The sequence below is a fragment of the Halorubrum sp. SD41 genome, from assembly GCF_058630335.1.
The window spans coordinates 97,823-122,109 of record NZ_JBZVGZ010000007.1; the positions used below are offsets into that span (position 1 = coordinate 97,823).

A 24,287-nucleotide genomic window follows, 5' to 3' on the forward strand; every position below is an offset into this window, starting at 1 on the left:
TGACGAAGCCTCACGCGAGAGATGGTCGCGCTCGACGCCTACGCGTTCGTCTTCGTCGCCGGCCTGATCACGGCGCTTGCGACGGGGATCGGCGCGTTACCGTTCTTCTTCTTCGAGACGATCAGCGACCGCGGGAACGTGGCGCTGTGGGGGTTCGCGTCGGGGATCATGCTCGCGGCGTCGCTGTTCGGACTGGTTCAGGAGGGGCTCGCGGAGGGGACGCCGGTCGAGATCGGGGTCGGCATGCTCGCGGGGGTCGCCCTCGTCGTCCTCGCGCACGACGTGCTGATGGACGCCGAGATCGACCCCCGGGAGTACGCGGAGGCGGACTTCAAGAAGCTGATCCTGATCCTCGGGGTGCTGACGGTCCACAGCTTCCCGGAGGGGATCGCGGTCGGCGTCTCCTTCGCGGACCTCGGCGTATCGGGCGGCACCGCGCTGTTCGGCTTCACGGTCCCGCTGTTGGCCGTGTTCATGACCGTCGCCATCTCGATCCACAACGTCCCCGAGGGGACGGCCATCTCGATCCCGCTGCGGGCGATGGGCGTCTCGAAGTGGAAGATGGTGTGGTGGTCGGTGTTCTCCAGCCTCCCGCAGCCGATCGGCGCCGTCGTCGCCTTCGCGTTCGTGCGGTACGCCCGCGAGTTCCTCCCGTACGGCTTCGGCTTCGCGGCGGGCGCGATGATCTACCTCGTCCTCACCGAGTTCGTCCCCGAGGCGCTCGAAACGGGCGCCGACCTCCCGCACGGCGGCAAGCGGGTCCTCGTCGGCGGCGTCGCGCTCGGCGTCGCGCTGATGATCCCGCTCGCGTATTTATAAGCGACCGAAGGCGACGACGAGGTATTTTAAACGAGAGTGACCGGCTGCGACGATCGTTTATAAAACGCAGTGCGGTGGCGCGTGCCGACGAGCGCCCGGTAGGGCGCGAGTCGCAGGCGCGAGGGACGCGGCGAGCGAGGGGGCGACCGAAGGGAGCCCCGAGCGAGCCGCGAGGCTGGGGAGGTGTGAGGTGCGGTCGCTGTGCGGTGCGGGGTGGGACTCAAAGGGGCAGTCGCGAGGACGGCGCAGGCGACGCGAGCACCGCAGGAGCGAGTGGAACGAGCGACGAGGAGCGCGGCGAGCGTGCGCCGTCCTCGCGGCTGGGGCTTTGGAGGTGTTCGTCGCCGATCTTCCGGAAACCGTTTATAAATAAGCGACTGGGGCTTTGGAGGCGTTCACCAGCTGTCATCCATTTATAAACAACCACCCGATTCGACGGCTCACTCGCCACCCAACACGGTCGGGTTGACCGCACCCGAGCCCTCGCCAACGTCGTAGCCGCGGCGGACCGCCTCGGTCATCTCCTCGACCGCGGCGCCGACCGCCTCGGGGAGCGACTCTCCCCGCGCCAGCCGCGCCGCGATCGCGCTCGATAACGCGCAGCCGGAGCCGTGGGTCGCGTCGGTGTCGATCCGGGGCGTCTCGAAGCGGTCGACGGTCGGCTCGCCGCGCTTCGCGGTTTCGCCCCCACCCGCACCTGCTGCGCGAACGAGCGTGTCGACGACGACGCCCTCCTCGACCGATTCACCCTCGGTCAGGTGCCCCCCTTTCACCAGCGCCGCGTCCGCGCCGAGCGCGACGAGCTCCCGCCCGGCCGCCTCGGCCTCGGCCGGGGTCTCGACCGGTTCGTCGGTCAACACCGCGGCCTCGTCGGCGTTCGGCGTGACGAGCGTCGCGGCCGCGACCAACTCCTCGTAGGCGTCCTCGGCGGCGGGCGAGAGCAGCCGGTCGCCGGTCGCCGCGACCATCACGGGGTCGACGACGAGGGGCGCGTCGGCGTCCCCCGCCAGCTCCGTCACCGTCTCGACGATCTCGGCGGTCGCCAGCATCCCCGTCTTGACCGCGCCGAGGTCGAAGTCGTCGGCGACCGCCGCGTACTGGCTCGCGACGTGATCGGCCGGGAGCGGGTGGACGTCCTCGACGCCGCGGGTGTTCTGTGCGGTCGTCGCCGTCACGACCGACGCGCCGAAGACGCCGTGCGCGCGCATCGCCGTCAGGTCCGCCTGAATCCCCGCCCCGCCGCCGCTGTCGCTGCCGGCGACCGTCAGCGCGACCGGCGAGTCGACCGGGTCGTACTCGGGCATACGCGGCGATACAACTTGATGATATTAATCGGTGGTGGTTCACTCACCCTCGACGCTCCCGAACGCCGCCTGCCGTCGCCGAACGACCTTTTCGGCTCGGGGCCGTACCCCGGATCATGGCAACCGACTCCGACGCCGCGACCGGCGCCGACGAGGCCGAGGCGATCACCGTCTACTCCGACTACGTCTGTCCGTTCTGCTTCCTCGGGCGGCGGTCCCTCGCGAGCTATCAGGAGACGCGCGAGGAGCCGCTCGACATCGACTGGCACCCGTTCGACCTCCGCGCGGGCCAGCGCGGGCCGGACGGCGAGATCGACGGCGACGCCGACACCGGGAAAGACGAGGAGTACTACGAGCAGGCGCGCGAGAACGTCCGCCGGCTTCAGGAGGAGTACGGCGCGGAGGAGATGGAGCTCGAGCTCGCGACCGACGTCGACTCGCTGCCCGCGCAGGTCGTCTCGGTCCGCGTGCGCGAGACCGCGCCGGACGCGTGGCTCGCGTTCGACGAGGCCGTCTTCGACGCGCTCTGGCTGGAGGGGCGCGACATCGGCGACCGCGACGTGCTCGCCGACATCGCGGCCGACGTCGACGGGCTCGACGCAGCCGTGGTCGACGAGGCGCTCGGCGACGACGACCTCCGCGAGCGCGTGACCGACATGTTCGACGCCGCGAGGCGGCAGGGCGTCACCGGCGTCCCGACGTTCGCGTACGAGGGCCACGCCGCGCGGGGCGCGGTCCCGCCGGAGCAGCTCGAACGGCTCGTCGAAGGCGTCTGATCGCGACGGACTCGGGAGCGCCGATCAGCCGTCCGCGTCGGGAGCGGAGCCGGAACGTCTTCCGTCCCCCGCGGCGCCCGATTCGGCGGCGTCGGCGCGGGAGCCCACGAATCGGTGCGCGAGCGCGACGCAGCCGAACGCGAGCGCGAAGCCGGCGACGACGTCGGTGAGCCAGTGGATTCCGAGGTACATGGTCGCGATCACGACCGACAGCGAGAGCGGGACCGCGATCAGCGTCCACAGCGGGTACTCCTCGCGGGTCAGAATCGCGAACGTCCCGACGGTGACCGAAAGCGAGGTGTGCAGCGACGGGAAGACGTTCGAGGCCTCGTTCACCTCGCTCGCGAGCAGTATCACGTCCGGCTGGTTGGTGAACAGCAGCGGCGTCACCATGTCGGGTATCACGTTCCGCGGGCCGTGCGCGAACACCAGCGTGTAGAGGACAAGTCCGACCCCGTAGTTGAGCGCGTACGCGACGAGCAGTCGCCTGACCGGCGTGGTACGGGGTAACGCGAGGTACGCGATCACCGGGAACGCGAGGAGGAACGCGTACCCGTACACGTACACCCGCGAGAAGTAGGCGGTCAGTGCGGGCGACGCGAACGTCGCCTGAACCCACGCGACGAAGCCGCCCTCCAGCCCGTAGATGAGCGCCGTCGCTTGGATCCCGAAGAGCCTGGAGACGTCCAGCAGCGCCGGGCGGCCGACCGCGCTGGCGAGAAGCACCACGCAGACGAGCGCGACGGCCCGACGCGCGTCCCAGATCCGCCCGCGAACTCCGCCCCACGTCTCCCGAAGTCGAGCCGGACCGATTACCACGACGCTCGCGACGGCCAGCATCGCCCCGACCCACGCCACGACCGACGTGAGGACGGACAGAAGCGGCGTCATTGCCCCCGCGAGAGCAGCCGGCCGTCCTCGTCGAATCGATACCCGATCTCTCGGAGCGCCGCGCGGGCCGCCTCGACGTCGAGCGACCCCGCGTCGTCGAAGAACGGGTGAACGGGGTCGGTTCCGTCGTCCCACGCCAGCGAGTCGGGGACCGCGTCCGGCGACGCCGCGAGCGGCGAGGCCGCCGCCTGCGCGTACCCGTCGAACGTCTCGTCGACGACCGCGGACTTGTCGATCAGCCGCGCGATAACCGCCCGGAACCGGGGGTTCGACAGCGGGCTCTCCCGCACGTTGTACCCGACGTGGTAGAACGCCGCCGACCGACCGCTCACGAGCCGGGTGTCGCCCGAGCGGCCGATCCGCGGGACGGACTCGGGGCCGAGGTTCGAGACGGTCGCGTCCGCGAGCCCCTCGGCGACAGCCTCCACGGCCGAGATGTCCGACGGGGACACCTCGACTCGGAGCCGGTCGAACGCCGGCTTCCCGTGGTACCGCGGCGGGATTCCCGCTCGCGGGTCAGTCGTCTCCCCCGAGGTCTCCGAGTCGGCGTCGGGCGCCGGACGGACGAGGAAGTGGTCGGGGTTGCGCTCGAAGACGACCGACTCGCCGGCGGTCGCCTCGACGAACCGCAGCGGGCCGCTCCCGACCGGGTCGGGGTTGTTCGTGACGACCGCCTCCGTCGTCTCGAAGTCGAACTCGAAGCCGGCGATCGTCGCCGCCTCGGTCCGCTCCGACCAGACGTGTTCCGGGAGGATCGGCACCTGGAGCGCCCGCGTGACGACCGTCTCGTTGACGTCGGGCACGGTGAGCCGGACCGTCGCGTCGTCGAGGACCCGCTCGTCCTCGACGAGGGAGCTCCGCCCGCGGAACCGCGGTGTCGGCACCGGCGTCTCGACGCTCCCCAGCGAGGTGTCCCGGAGGAACCGATAGGTGAACGCGACGTCGCTCGCCGTCACGGGTTCGCCGTCGTGCCACCGAGCGTCGCGGACGTCGACGTCGACGGTGTTCGCGCCGGGGCGCTCCCAGTCGGCCGCCAGCCACGGGACGGTCGACTCGCCGTCGGTGCGGACGAGCGGGTCGTACAGCAGCCCGGTGAACGTGCCGTGCTTCCGGTACTCCGCGGCGATCGGGTTCCAGTTCTCCGTGATCCGGTCGTCGGTCGTCACCAGCCGGAGGGCGGTCCCCCCCTCGCCGTCGGCGTCCGCGCCGCCCGCCGTCGCCGACGAGGTCGTGTTGCCGCCGTCCGCCGTCGCGTTGCCCCCGTCCGACCATCCGTCTCCCGACGCGTCGGCGTCGGGGGCGCCGTCAAGGCCGAGGAGTCCGGTGACCGACACCGGCTGGCGGTCGGCCGTCCACCCCTCGAACCGGTCGCCCCGGACGGCGGTGAGCGCGTCGGGGAACGCGACGACGGAGAACGGCTGGAGGTCGCACACCGTCTCCTGAAGCGCCTCGACGGCGTCCGATCGGTCGCTCCCGGTCGCGCGGCGCTGTCGCTCCAGCAGGTCGTCGATCGCGATCTCCGTGAGTCCGAAGGGGTTCTGCCACCCCGGCTCCGCGACGAACTTCGAGTGCGTCAGCCCGTACAGCGCGTCCGAGTCGAACGGGTCCGTCTCCACGAACTGGCCGACGTAGATGTCGAAGTTCTGGTTTATGAGCACCTTCCGCCAGAGGTCGGTCTGTCCGACGGTGTTGAGCCGGACGTCGATGCCGACGGCGGTCAGGTGCTCTTCGAGCTGTCTCGCGATCCGGATCCCGTTCGGGTCGCCGTCCGCCGGCGTGGCGTTGATCTCCAGGGTCAGCTGCGAGTGCGGGTCCCGCCCGGCGATGTTCTCCGTGCGACCGAGACAGCCGGCGCTGGCGGCCGCGAGGCCGAACCCTGCGAGCGCCGCTCGTCGACTGATGGGTCGCGTCATCCGTTCGTTTTTCCCTGTTTTCCGTCACCGGATATATCTCTTCTGTGCCGTCACCGCACCGAGAGGTCGTCGTCGCCGGCGATCGACGCGGCCTCGTCCGGAGGGGTCTCCTCCCAGTCGGTGCTCGGGTCGCCCTCGATGGCGGTCCGGGTCGCCGCCGCGTCGGCGTGGAACACGACGTTGATCGCGAGGGTTCGACCCTCGACACCCCTCGTTCGGCTCGTGTACGGCCAGAGCCGGTAGTTCCCGTCGACCTCGATGAGGCGGTCGTCCGTCACCTCGTCGACCGTCGGCTCCTCGGCGATATCGACGAAGAAGCCGGAGAGGACGAGGCCGGCCCCGACGACGGCGAGGAGGGCGACGACGACCGCGATCCGCTTCGTGCGGTCCAGCAGAACCCCGGAACACAAACGTTTTCGGCCTGTCAGCCGCGTTACCGCCGAAATATCTCACGGATTGCGGCGGTCACCACGTCTCGACGACGCCGTCGCGGACGTCCTCCGCGCACCCCTCGCAGTCGGGGTGACCGGACTCGAAGCAGGCGGGGCGCCCCTCGGCGTCGACCGGCACGGTCCGGCGCTCCGCGTGGCGGCGACAGACGATGCGGGCCGCGCCGGCGTCGTCGGTCGGGAGGTCGAACCGGGCCGCCGCGGCCGCGTCGCCCTCGGGGTCGTCGCGGCCCTCGGCGTAGGCGCGTCTGGCCTCCTCGAACTGCTTGCCCGCCTTGCGGAGCTGCTGGCGGATGACGCGTTCGAGCCGGTCGTCCATACCGCCCGTTTCGGCGCGGCGGATATAGGTCCGTTGGCGGTCCGCGTCGTCAGACCGCTCGGCACTCGCGACCCCGGGAAACGCCGACCCCGGGAAACCTTGATGAGACGCCCGAGCGATCGCTCGGGCATGTCCGACGACTGCATCTTCTGTTCGATCGTCGCCGGGGACATCCCCGCTCGGACCGTCTACGAAACCGATTCCGTGCTGGCGTTCCTCGACGCGAACCCCCTCGCGCGCGGACACACGCTCGTAATCCCGAAGGAGCACGCGCAACACGTCGGCGACCTCGACGCCGACCTCGCGAGCGACCTGTTCGACGCGGTCGCGTCGCTCACGCCGCGGATTGAGGCAGCGGTCGACGCCGACGGCGCCAACGTCGGCGTCAACGACGGCGAGGCGGCCGGTCAGGAGGTCCCGCACGTCCACGTCCACGTCGTCCCGCGGTTCGAGGGCGACGGCGGCGCGCCGATCCACGCGGTGGCGGGCGCTCGACCGGACCTCTCGGACGACGAGCTCGACGCCGTCGCGGACGAGGTCGCGGCCGCGATCGAGGGGTAGGAACGCGACGGACCACGCGACGCGACGCGATACCGCGCCGCTCAGCTTCGGTCTTTTTACAAACGACCTCCAGCGAGAGCGGCACATGCAGGCGACGACGCTCGCGCTCGTCGGGGCGACCGGCGGCGCGGGAACGACGCGGACCGCTGTCGAGCTGGCGGCGATGGGCGCGCGCGACGGCGACGACGTCGCGGTCGTCGACGCCGCGTTCACGACGCAAGGCCTCTCCGAGTACGTGGCCGGACGGATCGACCCCGACCTGACCGCGCTCCTCACCGACGACCCGGACGCGGCGCTGTCGGCGGCGGCGTACCCCGTCGCCGGGACCGGCGCGGGCGCCGAGCGCCCCGGGACCGGCGGTGCCCGCGACGACGATCGCGACGCGCCGGACCTCCCCGGACGCGTCGACGCGATTCCCGCGAGGGCGCCGTTCGAACGCGTCGCGCGGGCGAAGACCGCGGAGGCCGCCCGGAAGCTGGAGCGGCGGATCGACGAGGCGGCGACGACGTACGACGCGGTGGTCGTCGACGCCGCGCCGGTCGGGTCGAACGAGGCGGTCGCGGCCGCGACGACCGTCGACCGCGCGGTCGCCGTCAGACCGGCGACGGCCCACGGGCGCGACGCGGCCCAGCGGCTCCGCGGGCGGATCGCCGACGTGGGCGGAAGCCTCGACGCGACGCTCGCGGTCGAGCGGGCGGGGGCCGGCGGCGGTGGCGACGAAGACGAGCGCGACGACGGCGACAGCGGCGTCGTCCGCGTTCCGGCGACCGACCCCGACGTGGCGGCCGCGCCGACCGCGGCAACGGGAGACGACGCGTACGCGCGGGCGGTCGCGACCGCCTACGAGACCGCGTTCGACGCGTCCATCCGCGTCGAGTTCCCGGAGCCGGGGCTCGTCGAGCGGTTCACGCCGTAAACGGGGGTCGCGGCCGGACGGGGTCGGGAAGCGAGGCGGACTCAGCGGATCCCGTCGCCGGCGCCGAGCGCGTCGCCGAGGGGGTCGTCGGCGCCGAGTTCCTCGCCGAGCGGCGCGGAGCCGGCGACCTGCGCGTCGACCGCCGCCGCGACGGGCTCGACCGGCTCGTGCGTCTCGACGTACGTCGCCAGCGCGAAGTCCGCCTCGTCGCCGCCGGTGAGCTCGACGGCCTCGCTGCGCGAGGTCCGGCCCGCGAGCCAGTCGCGGACGACGTCGCGGCCGGTCGGCGAGAGCGGGCAGACGCCCGCGACGCCGCACCGGTGGAGCGCCTTCGCGGCCGTCATCGGGGAGACGTTCGCCTCGCGGGCGGCGTCGCCGACGCTCCGCCCGGCGGTGTAGGCGTCGACGAGCGCCGCGGTGGCCTCGGGCGTACACGGAAGCGACTCGGCGTGGGGCGACAGGCGGTCGACGAGCGGCGTCTCGGTGTCGTCCGCGAGCGCGACCCCCCGATCGCGCTGGCGCGAGGTCACCTCGACCCCGGCCGCGATCTCCGACAGCGTCATGCGAACCGATGGCTCGGGTAGAGGGTTAAAACCACCGTACTGCGGCGCCCTCGACCGCCCGATCACCGACCGATAACCGGTCAGTTCGGGCGACGCGATCCGACCGATCGACCGCCGATTCGCCCGGGTTTAAGTAAGGCATCGGGCCGGAGTTCGACGTGTGATGAGTGACGCACGCTCGACCCGCGTTCGTTCGCCCCGGACCGAGACCGACGACGCCGCGACGACGGAGCACGCGGCGACCGCCGACCGCGCCGCGACCGCCGACCGCGCCGCGTCCGCGGAGCGCCCCGCGGCAGCCGACCGCACCCCCGCGGCCGAGGAGAAATCCGAGGCGGGTGACGCCGAGGAGACCGGCGACCGCGAGACGTGTCCCGAGTGCGGCGGCCGCACCCGCGTCGACGGCGCCGAGCGCGTCTGCGCCGACTGCGGGCTCGTCGTCGAGGCCGACCGGATCGACCACGGCCCCGAGTGGCGGTCGTTCGACGACGACGACACGAACCCGAAGCGGACCGGCGCCCCCCTCACGCGCTCGCGCCACGACCGCGGCCTCTCGACGGAGATCGGCCGCTCGACGAAGGTGAAGGGCCGCAAGCGGCGGCGGCTCGCCCGGATGCGGACCCAGCACAACCGCGCGCAGATCTCGACGAAGCGCGACCGCAACAAGGTGTACGCCTACACCGAGATCCGGCGGCTCACCGGCGTCATGGGGCTGCCCGACAGCGTCCGCGACGCCGCCTGCGCGCTGTTCGACTCCGCGCAGGAGGAGAGCCTGCTCCGCGGGCGCTCGCTGGAGGGGTTCGCCGCGGCCTGCGTCTACGTCGCCTGCCGCACCGCCGACGTGGCCCGCACCGTCGGCGAGGTCTGCGCCGAGGCGAAGGCGACCGAGGCCGAACACCGGGCCGCCTTCGACGCGATGAACCGCGAGCTCGGCCTCCCGATCGCGCCGAGCGGCCCCGCGGAGTACCTCCCGCGGTTCGCCAGCGACCTCGGCTGCGACCCGGCCGTCGAGCGCCGGGCGGGCGAGCTGGCCGAGCGCGCCGTCGAGGAGGGGATCGCGAACGGCCGCAACCCGGTCGGCGTCGCCGCCGCCTGCCTCTACACCGCGGCCCGCGAGCTCGACGCCGAGTGTACCCAACAGGCGGCCGCGGACGTCGCCGACGTGACGCCGGTGACCGTCCGCCGGACGTACGTCGACCTGACGGAGGAGTGACCGATCCGAGGGCTGATGAGCCGCGGCCGTCTGGCCGGGCACATGGATCTGGCCGTCGACGTGACGCCGAGCGGTATCGAGTGGTTTCGCGAGCGCGGCGAGGCGCCGGCGATCGTCAGTGTCAGCGACGTCCACGGATACCTCAAGGCCGCGCGGAACGCGCTGACGGCCGTCGGCGACGCGGAGGCATTTCCGCCGCTCGTCACCTTGGACGACGACGGACGCCTCCACTGGGCCGGGAACGACTACATGCTGGTCATCAACGGCGACCTGATCGACCGCGGGGACCGGAACCGCGAGTGTCTGGCCCTCGTCGAGCGTCTCGCGGCGGAGGCACCGGACGGACGCGTGCGCTACCACCTCGGGAACCACGAGATGGCCGCCCTCTTCCCCGACCGGTTCCGGTGGCCGGGCGTCTATAGCGTCGAAATGGACGATGACGTGCGGCGGTCGTTCCTCGAACACGTCGCCGACGGGCGCATCGCCGTCGGGTTCGACGGGTACGAGTACGCGTACTCGCACGCGGGCGCGAACGATTCGTTCGATACTAAGGCCGTGAACGGACGGGCCCGCGACGCGGGTCGACGGCTGGTCGAGATGTGGCGCGACGGACGGTACGAGACGAACCACCTCGACGTGCTCCCGGAGTACCAGCGGATCTTCGGCGTGGGCGGGGAGTTCGGGCGAGGTCCGTCAGCGGGACTACTCTGGATGGATTTCAAACACATGGAGCCGGACGCACCGCCGCAGGTCGTCGGTCACTCGCGACAGCAGCGGCCGACGCGGACCGGGAACGTGGTCTGCGAGAACGTAATCCGGGACAACCTCGGGCTGCCCGGCGGCGAGGCGGTCCTTATCGAGCAGCCCGACGGGATCGTCGCGGTCACGAAGACCTCGGACGGGGCGACGGTGACCGAGGTGTAGACGGTTCCCCTCGCGGGAAGACGTGACACTCTCGCGTGGCGAGAACGCACGCGACGACGCGAGAGGCGAGGATTCGCGCGGCGACGCGGGAGGGGAACGCGCGTGGCGACTGACCGCAGCCACCATCGAAACGACGGAAGGCCGTACTCCGTGACGTCCGCCGGACGGCCGCAACGCGTCAGCGGGAACCGATCTGCGGCGGACCACGACGGCAGCGGTCCGCCTCGATCGATAGCAGGCGGGGGAATGGAGGGCAGGGAAGGCGCCCCGACCGCCCGGCGGGCGTCACGCATCTGAATCGAGGTGCGGGGGGTAGTTCTACGTTCGCCGTCGACAGTACGGACGGACCGAACAATACGAGCCGGTCGGACGAATCGCAGCGCGCGTCTCGACCGGTTCCCGTCCTCCGGCCGGTTCGGGGCTATCTGTCGAGCTTGTGTTTGAACGCGAAGAAGACGCGGCGGCCGGTCTCGGTGAGCCGGACGGTGTCGGAGCGGCCGACGTCCTCCAGTTCGACGTAGCCGCGGTCGCGCAGCGGTGAGAGCACGTGCGTCTCCAGCGCGCGGTACTTCGCGGTCCGGCTCTCGCCCGCCTCGCGCAGGAACGCGAGGTCGCGCTCGCGCGCCCACTCGATCAGGTTCCACTTGTCGGTGGTCAGGTTCTCCTCGGCGCGCTCGTGGAGCCGACCGAGGACGGCGACCTGGTCCGCCGTCGGCGCGTCCATCGGGTAGATCGGGAGGTCGACGGTGCGCTCGACGCCTTCGGTGAGGGGCGCCTCACGTCGGTCGTGGCGGTGGCGCTCGGGCTCGACGCTGTAGGGGCGCGCGCCGACGATCATACACGCCAGCGCGACGCCGACGGCGGCGATCCGCGGCCCGGTCGAGACGTTCCCGAAGAGGCGGTCGCCGTCCGCCGCGCTCGCCTGATGGCGGGCGGCGACCGTCGTCGTCACGCCGAGCACGTCGTACACGTCCGCGAGCGCGACGGGGATCGGTCGGACCTCGGCGAACTCGGCGGCGGCCGTCCACGCGTCGCGCTGGTAGTCGGTGAGCCCGTCGGGGTCGATTCGGGTGTCCGCGGGGTCGGCGGCGCTCGCGGCCTCGAAGTCTACGTCCCCGCGGGCCCCCTCGCGGTCGGGCGCGTCGACGAGGAGGTAGGCGACGTCGGCGCCGTGGCGGCGGAGGGGCTCGACGATCCGGTCGCGCTCGTAGCCGAGCGGGACGACGTGGACGCGGCGTTCGGCGACGCTGGGGACCGAGGTGTCCATACGGTCGTTGTCCGCGGCGGTCGGTTAAATAGCCCGCCGGAGCGCTCCCGGGGAGTTAGGGCCGGTCACGAGTTGTGGGGTCACGTACCACGAAAACCGTTAAGCCGAATCCTCGCCTACGAACGGGCATGAGCGCTGACCGGTCCGCCCTCAGGCGGGCCATCGAGCGCGGCGAGCGGGACGGCGGCGCCATCGAGTTCAAAGAGCGGCTGACCCGCGAGGTCCACCTGGCCGACGGGCGCATGGAGTCGCTCGTCGCCCAGCTCCGCCACCGGATCCTCTCCGGCGACGGCGAGGCGACCTACGTCCTCGGCGTCACCGACGACGGGGGGCTCGCCGGGATCTCCCCGGAGGCGTTCTCCGAGACGATGGACGTGCTCTCGCTTTTGGCCGACGAGGCGGACGCCCACATCGCGGACGCCGAGACGTGGAGCGCCGGCTCCGGGGGAGACGGCGACGACGCGGGGCTGGTGGGGCTCGCGACGCTCCGCGACGGCGGCGTGTTCGAGGCCGACGAGGACCACCTCGTGGTCGGCACCGCGGGCCACGTCGACCACGGGAAGTCGACGCTGGTCGGCACGCTCGTCACCGGCCGGGCGGACGACGGAGAGGGCGGCACGCGCGGCTTCCTCGACGTTCAGCCCCACGAGGTCGAGCGGGGGCTGTCGGCGGACCTCTCGTACGCGGTGTACGGGTTCGCGGACGACGCCGAGGAACCGGTCCGGATGGACAACCCCCACCGGAAGTCCGACCGCGCGGGCGTCGTGGAGGCGGCCGACCGGCTCGTCTCCTTCGTCGACACCGTCGGCCACGAGCCGTGGCTGCGGACGACGATCCGCGGGCTCGTCGGCCAGAAGCTCGACTACGGGCTGCTCGTCGTCGCCGCCGACGACGGCCCGACGAAGACCACGCGTGAGCACCTCGGGATCCTCTTGGCCACCGAGCTGCCGACGATCGTCGCGGTCACGAAGGCGGACGCCGTGAGCGACGAGCGGCTCGCCGAGGTGGAGCGCGAGACGGAGTCGATGCTCCGCGACGCCGGGCAGACCCCCCTCCTCGTCGACCGCCACGGGGTCGACACCGCGGTCGCGGAGGTCGGCGGCGGCGTCGTCCCGCTCCTGCGGACCAGCGCGGTGACGAAGGACGGGATCGGGACGCTCGACCGCCTGTTCGAGCGCCTCCCCAAGCGCGCGACGCCCGACCGCGAGACCTTCCGGATGTACGTCGACCGCAGCTACCAGGTGACCGGCGTGGGCGCGGTCGCGTCCGGCACGGTGAACTCGGGGACCGTGGAGACGGGCGACGAGCTCCTGCTCGGCCCCATGCCCGACGGATCCTTCCGCGAGGTGGAGGCGCGGTCGATCGAGATGCACTACCACCGGGTCGACAGGGCGAGCGCCGGCCGGATCGTCGGCATCGCGCTGAAGGGCGTCGACGAGGCGGAGATCGAACGCGGGATGGCCCTCGTTCCCCGCGACGCGGAGCCGGATCCGGTCCGCGAGTTCGACGCCGAGGTGATGGTCCTGAACCACCCGACCCGGATCCAGGAGGGGTACGAGCCGGTGGTCCACCTGGAGACCGTCTCCGAGGCGGCCGCGTTCTTCCCGGCCGAGGGACGGCTGCTCCCGGGCGACACGGGGGAAGCGCGGGTTCGGTTCAAGTTCCGGGAGTACCTGATCGAGGAGGGGCAGCGGTTCGTCTTCCGCGAGGGGTCGAGCAAGGGGGTCGGGACCGTGACGGGCACCGGAGACGCGGCCGAGGACCCGCCGCCGCGCGGTCGCTGACTCGCGACTCGCCGCTACTTCGCGACTCGCCGGTGACTCGTGACTCGCCGGTGACTCGGACGCCCCGACGATCCGACCGCTCGGCGCGCGAGAGCGTCAGGTATTTTATTTTATGATTTCGGCCGCGGATCGATTGGTGAATTTCGGATCGCGGCAGTCGTTTCTTCCTGATTCGGACGACGTTCGGGGTGAGGGTGCGCACAAAAGGACAACGAAGCGACCAGATGTGACCGTACGGACACGGTGACCCAAAATACTTATTAGAGTGAAACAAGAGGTCGGCTGTATGCGTCGACAACACACACAACGCATTTCGCGACGGAAGGTTCTCGCCAGCGGGGCAGCCGGCTCCTCCCTCCTGCTCGCCGGGTGTGCCGGCGGGGGAGACGGCGGTGACGGCTCCGACGGCTCCGACGGCGGCGACGGCTCCGACGGCGGCGACGGCAGCGACGGCGGCGACGGCGGGAGCGCCCCGACCCTGTACTTCTCGCAGGTGAAGGGTCCGCTCGACCTCGACCCGGTCGTCCTGAACGACGTGCCGTCCGCCCAGATCGCCGGGCGGATATTCGACGGGATCTACGAGTACGACGACGCGCTCGGGATCGAACCGAAGATCGCCGCCGAACAGCCCACCATCGAGCGCGAGGGCACGCGGTACATCGTCCCGATCCGCGAGGACGCCCAGTTCCAGAACGGCGACCCCGTCACCGCGGAGGACGTCATCCACACGATGCGGGCCCCCGTCACGGAGGAGACGGCGAACGCCGCCGAGGTCGACATGGTCGAGTCGGCGGAGGCGATCGACGAACACACCGCGCAGTTCGACCTGTCGTACCCCTACGGCGCGTTCCAGATCGCGATGATCCGCAACGTCGTCAACGCCGAGGTCCGGCAGGAGGACACGGACGCGTACAACGAGGACCCGGTCACCTCGGGGCCGTTCCAGCTCGTCGAGTGGGAGCCGGAGTCCTACGCCACCGTCGAGCGGTGGGACGACTACTGGGACGGCGACAACCTCCCGGAGATCGGTGGGATCGAGTTCGAACCGATCGAAGAGCAGACCACCCGCGTGACCGAGCTCGAAACGGGGAACGTCGACATCATCGAGACGATCCCGCCGCAGCTGTACGAGACGGTCGAGTCGAACCAGAACGCCAGCATCACCGAGGTCCCGGGGATCGGGTACTTCTACCTGGCGTTCAACTGCGCCGAGGGGCCGACGAGCGATCCCCTCGTCCGAGAGGCGGTCGATTACTGCGTCTCGATGGATCAGGCGGTCGAGAACTTCGTCGAACCGGCCGGCGTGCGGCAGGTCAGCCCGTACCCGGCGTCCATCTCCGAGGAGTGGAACTTCCCGGTCGACGAGTGGTCCGACATCCAGCACGACCAGGACCTCGAACAGGCGCAGGCGCTGTTCGATGAGGCCGGCGTGCCGATGGACTACAACTGGCGGATCATCGTGCCGCCGGACGACAAGCGCGAACAGATCGGCATCTCCATCGGAGACGGCCTCCAGAACGCCGGCTTCCAGAACGTGGAGGTCCAGCGCCTCGACTGGGGGACGTTCCTCGACGCGTACCTCACCGGCAACGAGGACGACTACAACATGTACACGCTCGGCTGGTCGGGCTCTCCGGACCCGGACACGTTCGCGTACAACCTGCTGAGCCAGGAGACGAACGGCGTCACCAACGGGACGTTCCACGAGTACGACGAGGCCTCCCAGAAGCTGACGCAGGCCCGCGAGTCGGCCGACCGCGAGGAGCGCCGCCAGCTGTACATCGACGCGACGACGACGCTGCTCGAAGGCCGCGTCCACCTCCCCGCGTACAACCTGAACAACTCCTACGGCGTTCGCAGCGTCGTCGACGGGTTCAGCGCACACCCGATCTCGTCTGAGATCCAGATGGACGACGTTACGGTCGACCGGTAACACGACCGACAGGCGGGACGCGGTTTCCGCGTCTCGTCCGTGACGACGGACGCAGGGAGTTTTCGGCGCGGCGGTGAACGCGGACGCTCCCGGACGGTCGTCGCCGTCCGTCCACGGCCGCCAGACCGACGCGTCGGCGGGAGCGAAACGGATAAGCGACAGCAAAAACCGAATCGAAGCAACGAGGAATCCACGACAGTGAGTCTACTTCGGTACACACTCCGGCGGTTCGCACAGGCGATACCCGTACTGATAGGTATCGTGACGATAACGTTCTTCCTGGCAAACCAGATCCCCGGCGACCCGGTCGAGATCATGCTCGGACCGACGCCGGCCCAAGAGCAGGTCGAGGCGATCCGCGCCCAGTACGGCCTCGATCGGCCGATACACGTGCGGTACCTCGCGTACCTCGGCAGCGTCGCGACGGGCGACCTCGGGCTCAGTATCTACTACGACCGCCCCGTCCTCGAGATGATCATGCTCCGGCTCCCTGTGACGCTGCTGCTCATGCTGTCGGCGTTCGCGTTCGCGGTCATCACAGCGATCCCGCTGGGCGTCATCTCGGCGAAGCGGCGGAACGAGCCGGCCGACCACGTCTCCCGGATCGTCTCGCTGATCGGCGTCTCGACGCCGTCGTTCTGGATCGGGCTGGTGTTGATCATCGTCTTCGCGTTCCACCTCGGGTGGTTCCCCGCGCGGGGGCTCGTCCTCCCGTGGGCGAACCCGGCGGACGTCCGCGGCGCGGCGACGCAGTTCCAAGTGATACGCCAGTCGATGCATCACCTCTTCCTCCCGATGATCGGGCTCGGAACGCTCCAGATGGCACAGATCACGCGGATCGAGCGCTCGTCGATGGTCGACTCCCTCCAAGGCGAGTACGTGAAGCTCGCCCGGGCGTACGGCGTGCCCGAGTCGACGATCGTCCGTAAGCACGCGTTCCAAGTGGCACAGCTCCCGGTGATCACCATCATCGGGCTCGGGCTCTCGACCGCGCTCGGCGGCGCCGTCCTCACGGAGACCGTCTTCGGAATCCAGGGGATGGGGAGACTGATCATCACGGCGATCCAAAACCAGGACTACCAGCTGATCATGGGGACGACGCTCGTGTTCGGGTTCGTCTACGTGATCGGCGTGATCATCACGGACATCACGTACAGCTACCTCGACCCGCGGGTCACCTACGACGAGGAATAATGTCTATCAACAGCGCAACTTCGGACGACGACACGGCGGACGGCGGCGACGGGAGCGGCGGCGGGCCCGACGAGGTCGAGGCCCGCGTCGGCCTGCGGTACACCCTGAAGCAGGTCAAACAGGACACGACGGCGCGGATCGGGACCTACATCGTCGGGTTCATGACCTTCGTCGCGGTGTTCGCCGCGTTCGACTACTACGTCCTCGACTACGCGATCGCGGAGGCGGTGCTGTACAACCCCGAGACCGACCCGCAGACCGTCCGGCGCCTGCTCCCGCCGGTCGGCATGGAGAATCAGTTCGGGACGGGGACGATCGAGCATCCGCTCGGAACCGACCACCGGGGGCGCGACATCCTCTCGCGGACGATCTACGGGACCCGGATCGCGATGACCGTCGGGTTCCTCGCGACCGCCATCGGCCTCGGCGGCGGCACCGTCATCGGCGCGGTCTCCGGCTACTACGGCGGCTGGATAGACGACGTGCTCCAGCGGATCACCGAGACGATCTACGCGATCCCGTTCCTCGTCTTGGTCATCGCGTTCATGACCGCGTTCGGACGCGACCTCACGTTCGCGATGATCGGCGTCGGGATCACGGCGATCCCCGTGTTCAACCGCCTCATCCGGTCGCGGGTGGTCTCCATCCGCGAGGAGGACTACATCGAGGCCGCGCGGGCGGCCGGGGTGAAAGACCGAAACATCATCTTCCGGCACATCATCCCGAACAGCTTCGCACCGGTGTTGGTCCAGGCGACGCTCCAGGTCGGCGTGAGCATCCTCATCGTCGCCGGCCTCTCGTTCCTCGGCTTCGGCGCGCAGCCGCCGACGCCGTCGTGGGGACAGATGCTGTCCGCCTCGCGGGGGTACATGCTCCCCGCGCCGACGTTCAGCATCTTCCCCGGAATCGCCATTCTGATCACCGTCATCGGCTTCAACATCCTCGGCGACGGTCTCCAGGACGCCCTCGATCCGCGGATAAACAACTGATATGAGCGAACCACTACTCAGCGTACGCGATCTCAAGACACAGTTCTTCACCGAGGACGGCACGGTCCGCGCCGTCGACGGCATCTCCTTCGACGTCCACGAGGGAGAGATCGTCGGACTCGTCGGCGAGTCCGGCGCCGGCAAGTCCGTCGCGACCTCCAGTATCCTCCGGCTCGTCGACAGCCCCGGCGAGATCGTCGGCGGCGAGATCGAGTTCAAAGGCGAGACGATCTTCGGGCTCGAAGAGGGCGACGACGGCGAGCTCCGCCCCCGCGACGAGATGCTCACCGAGGAGGAGATGCGCGAGCGGATCCGCGGCCGCGAGATCGCGATCATCTTCCAGGACCCGATGGAGTCGCTGAACCCCGTGTTCACCGTCGGGGGACAGCTCCGCGAGTTCATCGAGATCAACCGCGGCCTCGGCGCCGCCGAGGCGAAGGAGGAGGCGATCGACATGCTCCGGGAGGTCGGGATCCCGGCGCCGGAGTCGCGGTACGACGAGTACCCGCACCAGTTCTCCGGCGGGATGCGACAGCGCGTGCTGATCGCGATGGCGCTCGCCTGCCAGCCCGACCTGATCATCGCCGACGAGCCGACGACCGCGCTCGACGTCACCGTCGAGGGCGAGATACTGGAGATGGTGACCGACCTCCAGGAGAAGTACGACACGTCGTTCATCTGGGTCACCCACGACATGAGCGTCGTCGCGGAGATCTGCGACCGCGTCAACGTGATGTACCTCGGCGAGATCATCGAGCAGGCCGAGGTGGACGACCTGTTCTACGACACGAAACATCCGTACACGTCGGCGCTGCTCGACTCGATGCCGCGCCCCGACCGGACGGTCGACGAGCTCAGGCCGATCCAGGGGGTGATGCCGGAGGCGATCGACCCGCCCGCCGGCTGTCGGTTCCACTCGCGGTGTCCCGAGGCGCGGGAGGTGTGCCGCGAGGTCCACCCCGAGCCGCGGGACCTGAGCGACGAGGGCGAGGCGCCCCACGCCGCCGCGTGCGTGAAACACGACGCGTTCGACGTCGGGTACGACGAGAGCCCGCCGATCGAGACGCAGGCCACCGGCGGGTTCTCCGCCGGCTTCACCGAGACCGGGGGTGAGGCGGAATGACCGAGGTCGGCCCGCCGGAGTCGGACCCCGAGGCGCTGTTACAGGTCCGCGACCTCTGCAAGTACTTCGACAACGAGAGCGGGCTGCTGGCCGGCGTCCAGCTCGACGACGAGTTCCCGTACGTCTCCCGGTCGACCTCCGACGTCCGCGCCGTCGACGGCGTGAGCTTCGACATCAAGGAGGGCGAGACGCTCGGGCTCGTCGGCGAGTCCGGCTGCGGGAAGTCGACGCTCGCGCGCACCGTCCTCCGGCTGCTCGAACCGACCAGCGGGAGCGTCTACTTCCAGGGCGAGGACCTCGCGGAGCTCTCCGGCGAGCCGCTGCGGCGGATGCGGAAGGACATGCAGATGATCTTCCAAGACCCGCAGTCGTCGCTCGACCCCCGGATGAAGGTCGGCCCCATCGTCGAGGAGCCGATGAAGGCCCACGGGATGCTCGACGAGGAGGGCCGGGAGGCGCGCGCCAAGGAGCTGTTAGAGAAGGTCGGGCTCGACCCGCAACACTACAACCGGTACCCGCACGCGTTCTCCGGCGGGCAGCGCCAGCGCGTGAACCTCGCGCGGGCGCTGTCGGTGAACCCCGACTTCATCGTCTGCGACGAGCCCGTGTCGGCGCTCGACGTGTCGATCCAGGCGCAGGTGCTTAACACGATGGAGGAGCTACAAGCGGAGTTCGACCTCACGTACCTGTTCATCGCGCACGACCTGAGCGTCATCCGCCACATCTCCGACCGCGTGGCGGTGATGTACCTCGGGAACATCGTCGAGCTGGCCGACAAAGAGGAGCTGTTCGAGAATCCGAAACACCCGTACACCCGGGCGCTGCTCGACGCGATTCCGGTCCCGGACCCGCGGAGCGGCGGGCGGACGGCGCTTCTGTCCGGCGACGTGCCCTCGCCGATCGATCCGCCCTCCGGCTGTCGGTTCCGGACGCGGTGCCCGGAGGTGATCCAGCCGGACGAGTACGAGATGACGGAGGACGCCTGGCGGAACGTCGTGGAGTTCCAGCGGGCGGTCGAGCGTCGGGCGTTCGATGAGACCGACCCCGACGTCCTCCGGTCGCGGTACTTCGACGACGCGGTGCCGAGCGGCGAGGCCGGCACCCTGCTCGACGAGGCGCTCGGGCACATCGAGCGCGACGAGTTCGAGGACGCGGAGCGGATCCTCAGCGAGCGGTTCGCGGACGAGAGCGTCTGCGCGACGACGACGCCCGCCTACGAGGTGCCGTCCGACCTCACTGATGGTCGTCACTACGCGGCGTGTCACCTGCGTCGCGACGAGGCGCTCGCGAGCGCCGTCGACGAGCCCGCGGTCGAGGGCGCGGCCCGTCCCGGCGCGGAAGCGCCCGAAGCGGACGACTGACCGCCCTCGCTTTTCCCCTCGGTTCGTCGGAGAAACGGACCGCGGGCCGGCGATCGCCGGCTACCGGATCCGGATCTGCGTGGCGTCTTCGTGGCGCTCGTCGGCGCCGGGGACCGGGATGAACACGGAGATCGTGTGGTCGCCGCGCCCGGCCCGGACCGACCGGTCGAGCCCGTCGGCGTCGGAGCGACGGAACCGGCCGTTCCACGTGACCGTCGCGCGCTTCGTCTCGCCGGCCCGGAGCGACAGCGAGGACCCCTCGGCGGACACGTAGCGCCGCTCGTCGGTGGCCTCGACGACGCCGTCGACCGCCCACCCCCACAGGCGGCGGGTCGTCGTGGGGGCCTCGATCGGGACCGGCAGGCGATTTCGGATCGCGACGGTGATCGCGACCGGCTCGTCCGGCGCGTACTCGGCGGCGTCCGTGCTGACGGTCACCTCGATCGCTCGCCGCGCCACCGACCGCGGCACGACGCGGCCGAGGGCCTCGGAGAGGTAGTTCTTCGTCTCGTCGAAGCCGGATCGGTCCGTCCGACCGTCGTGTCGTCTGTCGACCATGTGGGTCTCTGAAAGCGGGAAATCGGGAGCTTCGGCCGCCGTTCGGCTCGTCGTAGGCGGTTCGCGATACTAAGCGTTCGGGTCGGCACCGGGCGACGAGTCGGCGTCGTCGGAGCCCGACTGGCCGCCGTCGACCACTTCGACGAGCTTCATCAGGGGGTAGCCGTCCTCCATCCCCATCCGCGTGCGGACCGTGACGCCCTCGTAGGCGATCCGCATCCGGACGTCCATCAACGAGCCGGTGAGCTCGGTGTAGCCGTTCTCGTGGTCGATGGCGTCCGCGACGCGGTCGTCGTGGATCGTCACCGCGACCGCCTCGCAGTGCGGCTGGTTCTCGATCGCCTCCGCCATCGCGGCCTCCAGGCTCCGCGCGCTCGACGGGCTGACGGGCGTGCCGGCGAACTGGTGGTACAGCGAGCCGAACTTGATCCCCGCCTCGAAACACGCCTGCTGGGCGTCGGTTGCCATGGCGGAACGCGGCCGCGGGCGGGCAAGAAGGTTCGGACGGCGAGCGGAGGTGCGTGCCGAGGTGCGGGACGGCCCGCGGTTATCGGTCGGCGACGAGGGGGAGCAGCCCGCCGTCGTCGTCACCGGAGCCGCCGTCGGTCGTGTTGTCGTCTCCCGAGTCGCCATCAACCGTGTCGTCTCCGGAGCCGTCGTCGCTCGTGTTGTCGCCGTCGCTGGTGTTTCCGCCGTCGTCGGTCGTGTTTTCACCGTCGCTGGTGTTGTCACCGCCGTCGGAGTCGGTCGAGTCGCCGCCGCTCGTGCCGTTCTCCTGGTGGAGCCCCTCGTCGAAGATGTCGGTCTCGATCGTCTCCTCGTAGGTCAGCGCGTCCAGCGGGACGGTGAGCTCCTGGCCGGAGGGGAGCTCGACCACCGCGTAGAACTCGATCCGGAGATCGCTCACCTGGTGGCCGTTGACGGACTCATTGAGGTGGGTGACCCACCACTCGTCGAGGCGCTCGTTGCGGAGCGCGGCGGACAGTTCGACCGTCTCGGAGCCGTACGAGGGGATGACGTACTCCGAGTCGGTCGATCCGGACCCCATCTCGACGCCGTTCATCGTGACGTCGTAGCCGATCTCCGAGACCACGTACGGTTCGAGGTTGGGGTTGTACACGTCGAACTCCATCTCGATCGGGGTCTCCGCCTCGCTCACGGTCCCCCAGCGCCCGCGCGTCTCGTTGACGTAAAGCACGGGATCGTCGACCAGCGGCGCGTCGGCGTTCACCGGGCGGGTCTCGTCGGAGGTGAACGCGCCGATGAGGTCCGTCTCGATCTCGCGAGTGCGGGTGAGGTTGGCGCCCCGGCCGAGGAACTCGGAGGTGACCCGCGCGTCGATCGTGACCGTCGTCCGCTCGTCGTTCTCGACGTGGCTGGTCCACCACGGCGGGATCGCGTCGTTGTCCAGGTCCGTCTCGAACGCGATCGAGGAGTTCCCGGAGGCGACGCTGACGCCCTCGCGACCGCCAGCCGCCATCTCGACGTCGTTCATCGAGACGGTGTAGTTGATCGAGACGCCGTCGAGGCCGATCCCGATCGGGTTCGGGTTCGAGACGACCAGGTCGGTCTCGACGACCGTCGTCTCGTTCGTCACGTCGCCGAAGGAGTTGTTCACGGCGGCGACGCTCGGGACGCCGAACACGCCGAGCGCGAACGCCCCGCCGACCGCGGCGGCGACGACCGCCAGCCCGACGAGCGCGATCCGGAGCTTCCCCGCGGTGAGCGCCGAAACGATGCGGTCCAGAGCCATGTCCGTTCGTTTCGAGCGGCGAATAAAATCGTATCGTTCGCGAGAGCGGCGTCGACGAGCGGATCGGTCGTCGGTGGGGGTCGACGAGCGGGGACGAGGAACCGAAGGCGTTTGGTGCGGCGGGCGGAACGGGCGGACATGAACCACCTCCGCGTGGGCGGCGGACGAGTGCTCCGGCCCGACGGCCGGGTCGAGCGAGCGGACGTCGCGGTCGACCGCGACGAGGGGACGATTCGAGCCGTGGGGTCGCCGGACGAGGTCGACGACGCGGTCGACGACGCGGTCGACGAGGCGGCCGCCGAGACGCTCGACGCGTCGGGGTCGCTCGTGATCCCCGGACTCGTCAACGCGCACACGCACGTCGCGATGACGCTGCTCCGCGGCTACGCCGACGACAAGCCGCTCGACCCGTGGCTCCGCGAGGACATCTGGCCGGCGGAGGCGGAGCTGACGCCCGACGACGTCGAGGCGGGCGCCGAGCTCGGCGCCGTGGAGATGATCCGCTCGGGGACGACCGCGTTCGCGGACATGTACTTCGCGATGGACCGGGTCGCCGACGCCGTCGACCGCGCGGGGCTGCGCGCGCGGCTCGGGCACGGCGTCGTCACGGTCGGGAAGGACGACGCGGACGCCCGCGCGGACGTCGAGGAGAGCCTCGCGGTCGCGCGCGAGCTCGACGGCGCCGCGGACGGCCGGATCCGCACCGCGTTCATGCCGCACTCGCTGACGACGGTCGGCGAGGAGTTCCTCCGGGAGGGCGTCACGGAGGCGCGCGACGCCGGGGTTCCGGTCCACCTCCACGCGAACGAGACGACCGACGAAGTGGACCCCATCGTCGACGAGCGCGGCGAGCGACCGATCGCGTACGCCGACGACCTCGACGCGCTCGGTCCGGACGACTTCTTCGCGCACGGCGTCCACCTCGACGGCTCGGAGATCGACCGGCTCGCCGACGCCGGGACCGCGGTCGTCCACTGTCCGGCGTCGAACATGAAACTCGCCAGCGGGATGGCGCCCGTCCAACGCCTGCGCGAGGCGGGGGTGACCGTCGCGCTCGGCACCGACGGCGCGGCCTCGAACAACGATCTCGACCTCTTCGACGAGATGCGCGACGCCGCGATGCTCGGGAAGCTGGCCGCGGACGACGCGAGCGCGGTCCCCGCCGAGGCCGTGGTGGAGATGGCGACGCGGGGCGGCGCCGACGCCCTGAACCTCCCCGGCGGCCGGATCGAGGACGGCGCGGCCGCCGACCTCGCCGTCGTCGACCTCGACGCCCCGCACCTGACGCCCGTCCACGACCCGGTCTCGCACCTCGCGTACGCGGCGCGCGGGAGCGACGTGCGCCACACCGTCTGCGACGGCGAGGTCCTGATGCGCGACCGCGAGGTGCTGACGCTCGACGCCGAGGCGGTCCAAGAGCGCGCCGCGAACGCCGCGAGCGACCTCGTCGACCGCGTCGGATCGGCGTAGCGCGCGGCGCGAGCGCGATCGAACGCGACGCGCAAAGCCGACCCACGTAGGCAGTATTTAAATAGAGAAGCTGAGTCTGACGTACTTCTTATAAATGAACGGCGGTGGCGTGCGCCTGCGAGGCCGCCTCGCGGCCGAGCCGCGAGGGACCGGAGGTCCCTCTGGAAGCCGGCGCGAAGCGCCGGCGACAGCACCGCGCGAGGGACG

Annotated in this window: 23 protein-coding genes; 13 read left to right on the plus strand and 10 right to left on the minus strand. The window is 70.5% G+C overall.

Annotated features, from left to right (window positions below; genetic code table 11):
• The first annotated feature begins 21 nt into the window (after positions 1 to 21).
• The gene (locus tag AC4NMM_RS04615; RefSeq protein WP_096394150.1) at positions 22 to 819 is read left to right on the plus strand and encodes a ZIP family metal transporter; all 798 of its coding nucleotides are present in this window, start codon (positions 22 to 24) and stop codon (positions 817 to 819) included.
• A gap of 440 nt (positions 820 to 1,259) precedes the next feature.
• Here the strand turns inward: AC4NMM_RS04615 and thiD are convergent, their stop codons facing one another.
• Entirely contained in the window at positions 1,260 to 2,123 is an 864-nt protein-coding gene (gene thiD, locus AC4NMM_RS04620; protein WP_096394151.1) for a bifunctional hydroxymethylpyrimidine kinase/phosphomethylpyrimidine kinase, read from the minus strand.
• 116 nt (positions 2,124 to 2,239) lie between these two features.
• Here thiD and AC4NMM_RS04625 point away from each other — a divergent pair, with 116 nt between their 5' ends.
• Positions 2,240 to 2,899: a DsbA family oxidoreductase gene (locus AC4NMM_RS04625; protein WP_096394152.1), complete on the plus strand. Its 660-nt coding sequence runs from the start codon at positions 2,240 to 2,242 to the stop codon at positions 2,897 to 2,899.
• Between the two features lie 24 nt (positions 2,900 to 2,923).
• Here AC4NMM_RS04625 and AC4NMM_RS04630 read toward each other — a convergent pair whose 3' ends face one another.
• From AC4NMM_RS04630 to AC4NMM_RS04645, 4 genes are read right to left on the minus strand one after another with little or no spacing between them, the layout of a single operon-like run.
• Complete coding sequence (locus tag AC4NMM_RS04630) at positions 2,924 to 3,790, minus strand: phosphatase PAP2 family protein (RefSeq protein WP_491923645.1); 867 nt, start codon at positions 3,788 to 3,790, stop codon at positions 2,924 to 2,926.
• Positions 3,787 to 5,703 carry an ABC transporter substrate-binding protein gene (locus AC4NMM_RS04635; RefSeq protein ID WP_491923646.1) on the minus strand — a complete coding sequence of 639 codons (1,917 nt, stop codon included), beginning with the start codon at positions 5,701 to 5,703 and terminating at the stop codon, positions 3,787 to 3,789. Before AC4NMM_RS04635 ends, AC4NMM_RS04630 begins: the two co-directional genes overlap by 4 nt.
• Positions 5,704 to 5,753: 50 nt before the next feature.
• Complete coding sequence (locus tag AC4NMM_RS04640) at positions 5,754 to 6,113, minus strand: hypothetical protein (protein WP_491923647.1); 360 nt, start codon at positions 6,111 to 6,113, stop codon at positions 5,754 to 5,756.
• A 55-nt stretch (positions 6,114 to 6,168) separates the two neighbouring features.
• The gene (locus tag AC4NMM_RS04645) at positions 6,169 to 6,471 is read right to left on the minus strand and encodes a DUF7091 family protein (protein ID WP_096394155.1); all 303 of its coding nucleotides are present in this window, start codon (positions 6,469 to 6,471) and stop codon (positions 6,169 to 6,171) included.
• 129 nt (positions 6,472 to 6,600) lie between these two features.
• On the opposite strand from AC4NMM_RS04645, the gene AC4NMM_RS04650 reads away from it, so the two are divergent.
• Positions 6,601 to 7,032 carry an HIT domain-containing protein gene (locus tag AC4NMM_RS04650; RefSeq protein ID WP_096394156.1) on the plus strand — a complete coding sequence of 144 codons (432 nt, stop codon included), beginning with the start codon at positions 6,601 to 6,603 and terminating at the stop codon, positions 7,030 to 7,032.
• 85 nt (positions 7,033 to 7,117) lie between these two features.
• The gene (locus AC4NMM_RS04655) at positions 7,118 to 7,948 is read left to right on the plus strand and encodes a P-loop NTPase family protein (RefSeq protein WP_491923648.1); all 831 of its coding nucleotides are present in this window, start codon (positions 7,118 to 7,120) and stop codon (positions 7,946 to 7,948) included.
• Between the two features lie 41 nt (positions 7,949 to 7,989).
• On the opposite strand, the gene AC4NMM_RS04660 is transcribed toward AC4NMM_RS04655, so the two are convergent.
• Positions 7,990 to 8,511: a DUF7858 family protein gene (locus tag AC4NMM_RS04660; protein WP_096394158.1), complete on the minus strand. Its 522-nt coding sequence runs from the start codon at positions 8,509 to 8,511 to the stop codon at positions 7,990 to 7,992.
• Between the two features lie 163 nt (positions 8,512 to 8,674).
• On the opposite strand from AC4NMM_RS04660, the gene AC4NMM_RS04665 reads away from it, so the two are divergent.
• A complete protein-coding gene (locus AC4NMM_RS04665) occupies positions 8,675 to 9,724 on the plus strand; it encodes a transcription initiation factor IIB (RefSeq protein WP_096394159.1) in 1,050 nt (349 codons plus the stop codon).
• Positions 9,725 to 9,766: 42 nt separating this feature from the next.
• Complete coding sequence (locus tag AC4NMM_RS04670) at positions 9,767 to 10,648, plus strand: metallophosphoesterase (RefSeq protein WP_096394160.1); 882 nt, start codon at positions 9,767 to 9,769, stop codon at positions 10,646 to 10,648.
• A gap of 421 nt (positions 10,649 to 11,069) precedes the next feature.
• Here AC4NMM_RS04670 and AC4NMM_RS04675 read toward each other — a convergent pair whose 3' ends face one another.
• On the minus strand, positions 11,070 to 11,915 hold the full coding sequence (locus AC4NMM_RS04675; protein ID WP_096394161.1) for an HFX_2341 family transcriptional regulator domain-containing protein: 846 nt from the start codon (positions 11,913 to 11,915) through the stop codon (positions 11,070 to 11,072).
• Positions 11,916 to 12,043: 128 nt separating this feature from the next.
• Between AC4NMM_RS04675 and AC4NMM_RS04680 the strand changes: the two genes are divergently transcribed.
• The 6 genes from AC4NMM_RS04680 (at position 12,044) to AC4NMM_RS04705 (ending at position 20,299) form a co-directional block, all read left to right on the plus strand.
• Complete coding sequence (locus AC4NMM_RS04680) at positions 12,044 to 13,699, plus strand: GTPBP1 family GTP-binding protein (RefSeq protein ID WP_096394162.1); 1,656 nt, start codon at positions 12,044 to 12,046, stop codon at positions 13,697 to 13,699.
• A 286-nt stretch (positions 13,700 to 13,985) separates the two neighbouring features.
• Positions 13,986 to 15,632, plus strand: coding sequence for an ABC transporter substrate-binding protein (locus tag AC4NMM_RS04685; protein WP_096394163.1), 1,647 nt, complete (start codon positions 13,986 to 13,988; stop codon positions 15,630 to 15,632).
• A gap of 198 nt (positions 15,633 to 15,830) precedes the next feature.
• Positions 15,831 to 16,826, plus strand: a complete 996-nt coding sequence (locus AC4NMM_RS04690; RefSeq protein ID WP_491923649.1) for an ABC transporter permease — start codon at positions 15,831 to 15,833, stop codon at positions 16,824 to 16,826.
• Positions 16,826 to 17,815: an ABC transporter permease gene (locus AC4NMM_RS04695; RefSeq protein WP_096394165.1), complete on the plus strand. Its 990-nt coding sequence runs from the start codon at positions 16,826 to 16,828 to the stop codon at positions 17,813 to 17,815. Before AC4NMM_RS04690 ends, AC4NMM_RS04695 begins: the two co-directional genes overlap by 1 nt.
• A gap of 1 nt (position 17,816) precedes the next feature.
• Positions 17,817 to 18,938, plus strand: a complete 1,122-nt coding sequence (locus AC4NMM_RS04700; RefSeq protein ID WP_096394166.1) for an ABC transporter ATP-binding protein — start codon at positions 17,817 to 17,819, stop codon at positions 18,936 to 18,938.
• Entirely contained in the window at positions 18,935 to 20,299 is a 1,365-nt protein-coding gene (locus AC4NMM_RS04705; RefSeq protein ID WP_096394167.1) for an ABC transporter ATP-binding protein, read from the plus strand. Before AC4NMM_RS04700 ends, AC4NMM_RS04705 begins: the two co-directional genes overlap by 4 nt.
• A 60-nt stretch (positions 20,300 to 20,359) precedes the next feature.
• On the opposite strand, the gene AC4NMM_RS04710 is transcribed toward AC4NMM_RS04705, so the two are convergent.
• The 3 genes from AC4NMM_RS04710 to AC4NMM_RS04720 all read right to left on the minus strand — a co-directional run bounded on the left by AC4NMM_RS04710 (position 20,360) and on the right by AC4NMM_RS04720 (position 22,610).
• Positions 20,360 to 20,857, minus strand: coding sequence for a DUF7974 family protein (locus AC4NMM_RS04710; RefSeq protein WP_491923650.1), 498 nt, complete (start codon positions 20,855 to 20,857; stop codon positions 20,360 to 20,362).
• Positions 20,858 to 20,926: 69 nt separating this feature from the next.
• Positions 20,927 to 21,325 (minus strand): dihydroneopterin aldolase family protein, encoded by a 399-nt coding sequence (locus AC4NMM_RS04715; protein WP_096394169.1) that lies wholly within the window; start codon positions 21,323 to 21,325, stop codon positions 20,927 to 20,929.
• Between the two features lie 79 nt (positions 21,326 to 21,404).
• Positions 21,405 to 22,610 (minus strand): LEA/WHy family protein, encoded by a 1,206-nt coding sequence (locus AC4NMM_RS04720; protein ID WP_096394170.1) that lies wholly within the window; start codon positions 22,608 to 22,610, stop codon positions 21,405 to 21,407.
• A gap of 138 nt (positions 22,611 to 22,748) precedes the next feature.
• Here AC4NMM_RS04720 and AC4NMM_RS04725 point away from each other — a divergent pair, with 138 nt between their 5' ends.
• The gene (locus AC4NMM_RS04725) at positions 22,749 to 24,080 is read left to right on the plus strand and encodes an amidohydrolase (RefSeq protein WP_491923651.1); all 1,332 of its coding nucleotides are present in this window, start codon (positions 22,749 to 22,751) and stop codon (positions 24,078 to 24,080) included.
• Positions 24,081 to 24,287 lie beyond the last annotated feature (207 nt).

Bases quoted from the DNA above. Each gene is read 5' to 3' on its own strand.
- AC4NMM_RS04635 (WP_491923646.1), bottom strand. From the start codon at position 5,703: ATGACGCGACCCATCAGTCGACGAGCGGCGCTCGCAGGGTTCGGCCTC.
- AC4NMM_RS04630 (WP_491923645.1), bottom strand. From the start codon at position 3,790: ATGACGCCGCTTCTGTCCGTCCTCACGTCGGTCGTGGCGTGGGTCGGG.
- AC4NMM_RS04660 (WP_096394158.1), bottom strand. From the start codon at position 8,511: ATGACGCTGTCGGAGATCGCGGCCGGGGTCGAGGTGACCTCGCGCCAG.
- AC4NMM_RS04625 (WP_096394152.1), top strand. From the start codon at position 2,240: ATGGCAACCGACTCCGACGCCGCGACCGGCGCCGACGAGGCCGAGGCG.
- AC4NMM_RS04670 (WP_096394160.1), top strand. From the start codon at position 9,767: ATGGATCTGGCCGTCGACGTGACGCCGAGCGGTATCGAGTGGTTTCGC.
- AC4NMM_RS04710 (WP_491923650.1), bottom strand. From the start codon at position 20,857: ATGGTCGACAGACGACACGACGGTCGGACGGACCGATCCGGCTTCGAC.
- AC4NMM_RS04700 (WP_096394166.1), top strand. From the start codon at position 17,817: ATGAGCGAACCACTACTCAGCGTACGCGATCTCAAGACACAGTTCTTC.
- AC4NMM_RS04655 (WP_491923648.1), top strand. From the start codon at position 7,118: ATGCAGGCGACGACGCTCGCGCTCGTCGGGGCGACCGGCGGCGCGGGA.
- AC4NMM_RS04720 (WP_096394170.1), bottom strand. From the start codon at position 22,610: ATGGCTCTGGACCGCATCGTTTCGGCGCTCACCGCGGGGAAGCTCCGG.
- AC4NMM_RS04675 (WP_096394161.1), bottom strand. From the start codon at position 11,915: ATGGACACCTCGGTCCCCAGCGTCGCCGAACGCCGCGTCCACGTCGTC.
- AC4NMM_RS04680 (WP_096394162.1), top strand. From the start codon at position 12,044: ATGAGCGCTGACCGGTCCGCCCTCAGGCGGGCCATCGAGCGCGGCGAG.
- thiD (WP_096394151.1), bottom strand. From the start codon at position 2,123: ATGCCCGAGTACGACCCGGTCGACTCGCCGGTCGCGCTGACGGTCGCC.
- AC4NMM_RS04665 (WP_096394159.1), top strand. From the start codon at position 8,675: ATGAGTGACGCACGCTCGACCCGCGTTCGTTCGCCCCGGACCGAGACC.
- AC4NMM_RS04695 (WP_096394165.1), top strand. From the start codon at position 16,826: ATGTCTATCAACAGCGCAACTTCGGACGACGACACGGCGGACGGCGGC.
- AC4NMM_RS04685 (WP_096394163.1), top strand. From the start codon at position 13,986: ATGCGTCGACAACACACACAACGCATTTCGCGACGGAAGGTTCTCGCC.
- AC4NMM_RS04715 (WP_096394169.1), bottom strand. From the start codon at position 21,325: ATGGCAACCGACGCCCAGCAGGCGTGTTTCGAGGCGGGGATCAAGTTC.
- AC4NMM_RS04645 (WP_096394155.1), bottom strand. From the start codon at position 6,471: ATGGACGACCGGCTCGAACGCGTCATCCGCCAGCAGCTCCGCAAGGCG.
- AC4NMM_RS04615 (WP_096394150.1), top strand. From the start codon at position 22: ATGGTCGCGCTCGACGCCTACGCGTTCGTCTTCGTCGCCGGCCTGATC.
- AC4NMM_RS04650 (WP_096394156.1), top strand. From the start codon at position 6,601: ATGTCCGACGACTGCATCTTCTGTTCGATCGTCGCCGGGGACATCCCC.
- AC4NMM_RS04725 (WP_491923651.1), top strand. From the start codon at position 22,749: ATGAACCACCTCCGCGTGGGCGGCGGACGAGTGCTCCGGCCCGACGGC.
- AC4NMM_RS04705 (WP_096394167.1), top strand. From the start codon at position 18,935: ATGACCGAGGTCGGCCCGCCGGAGTCGGACCCCGAGGCGCTGTTACAG.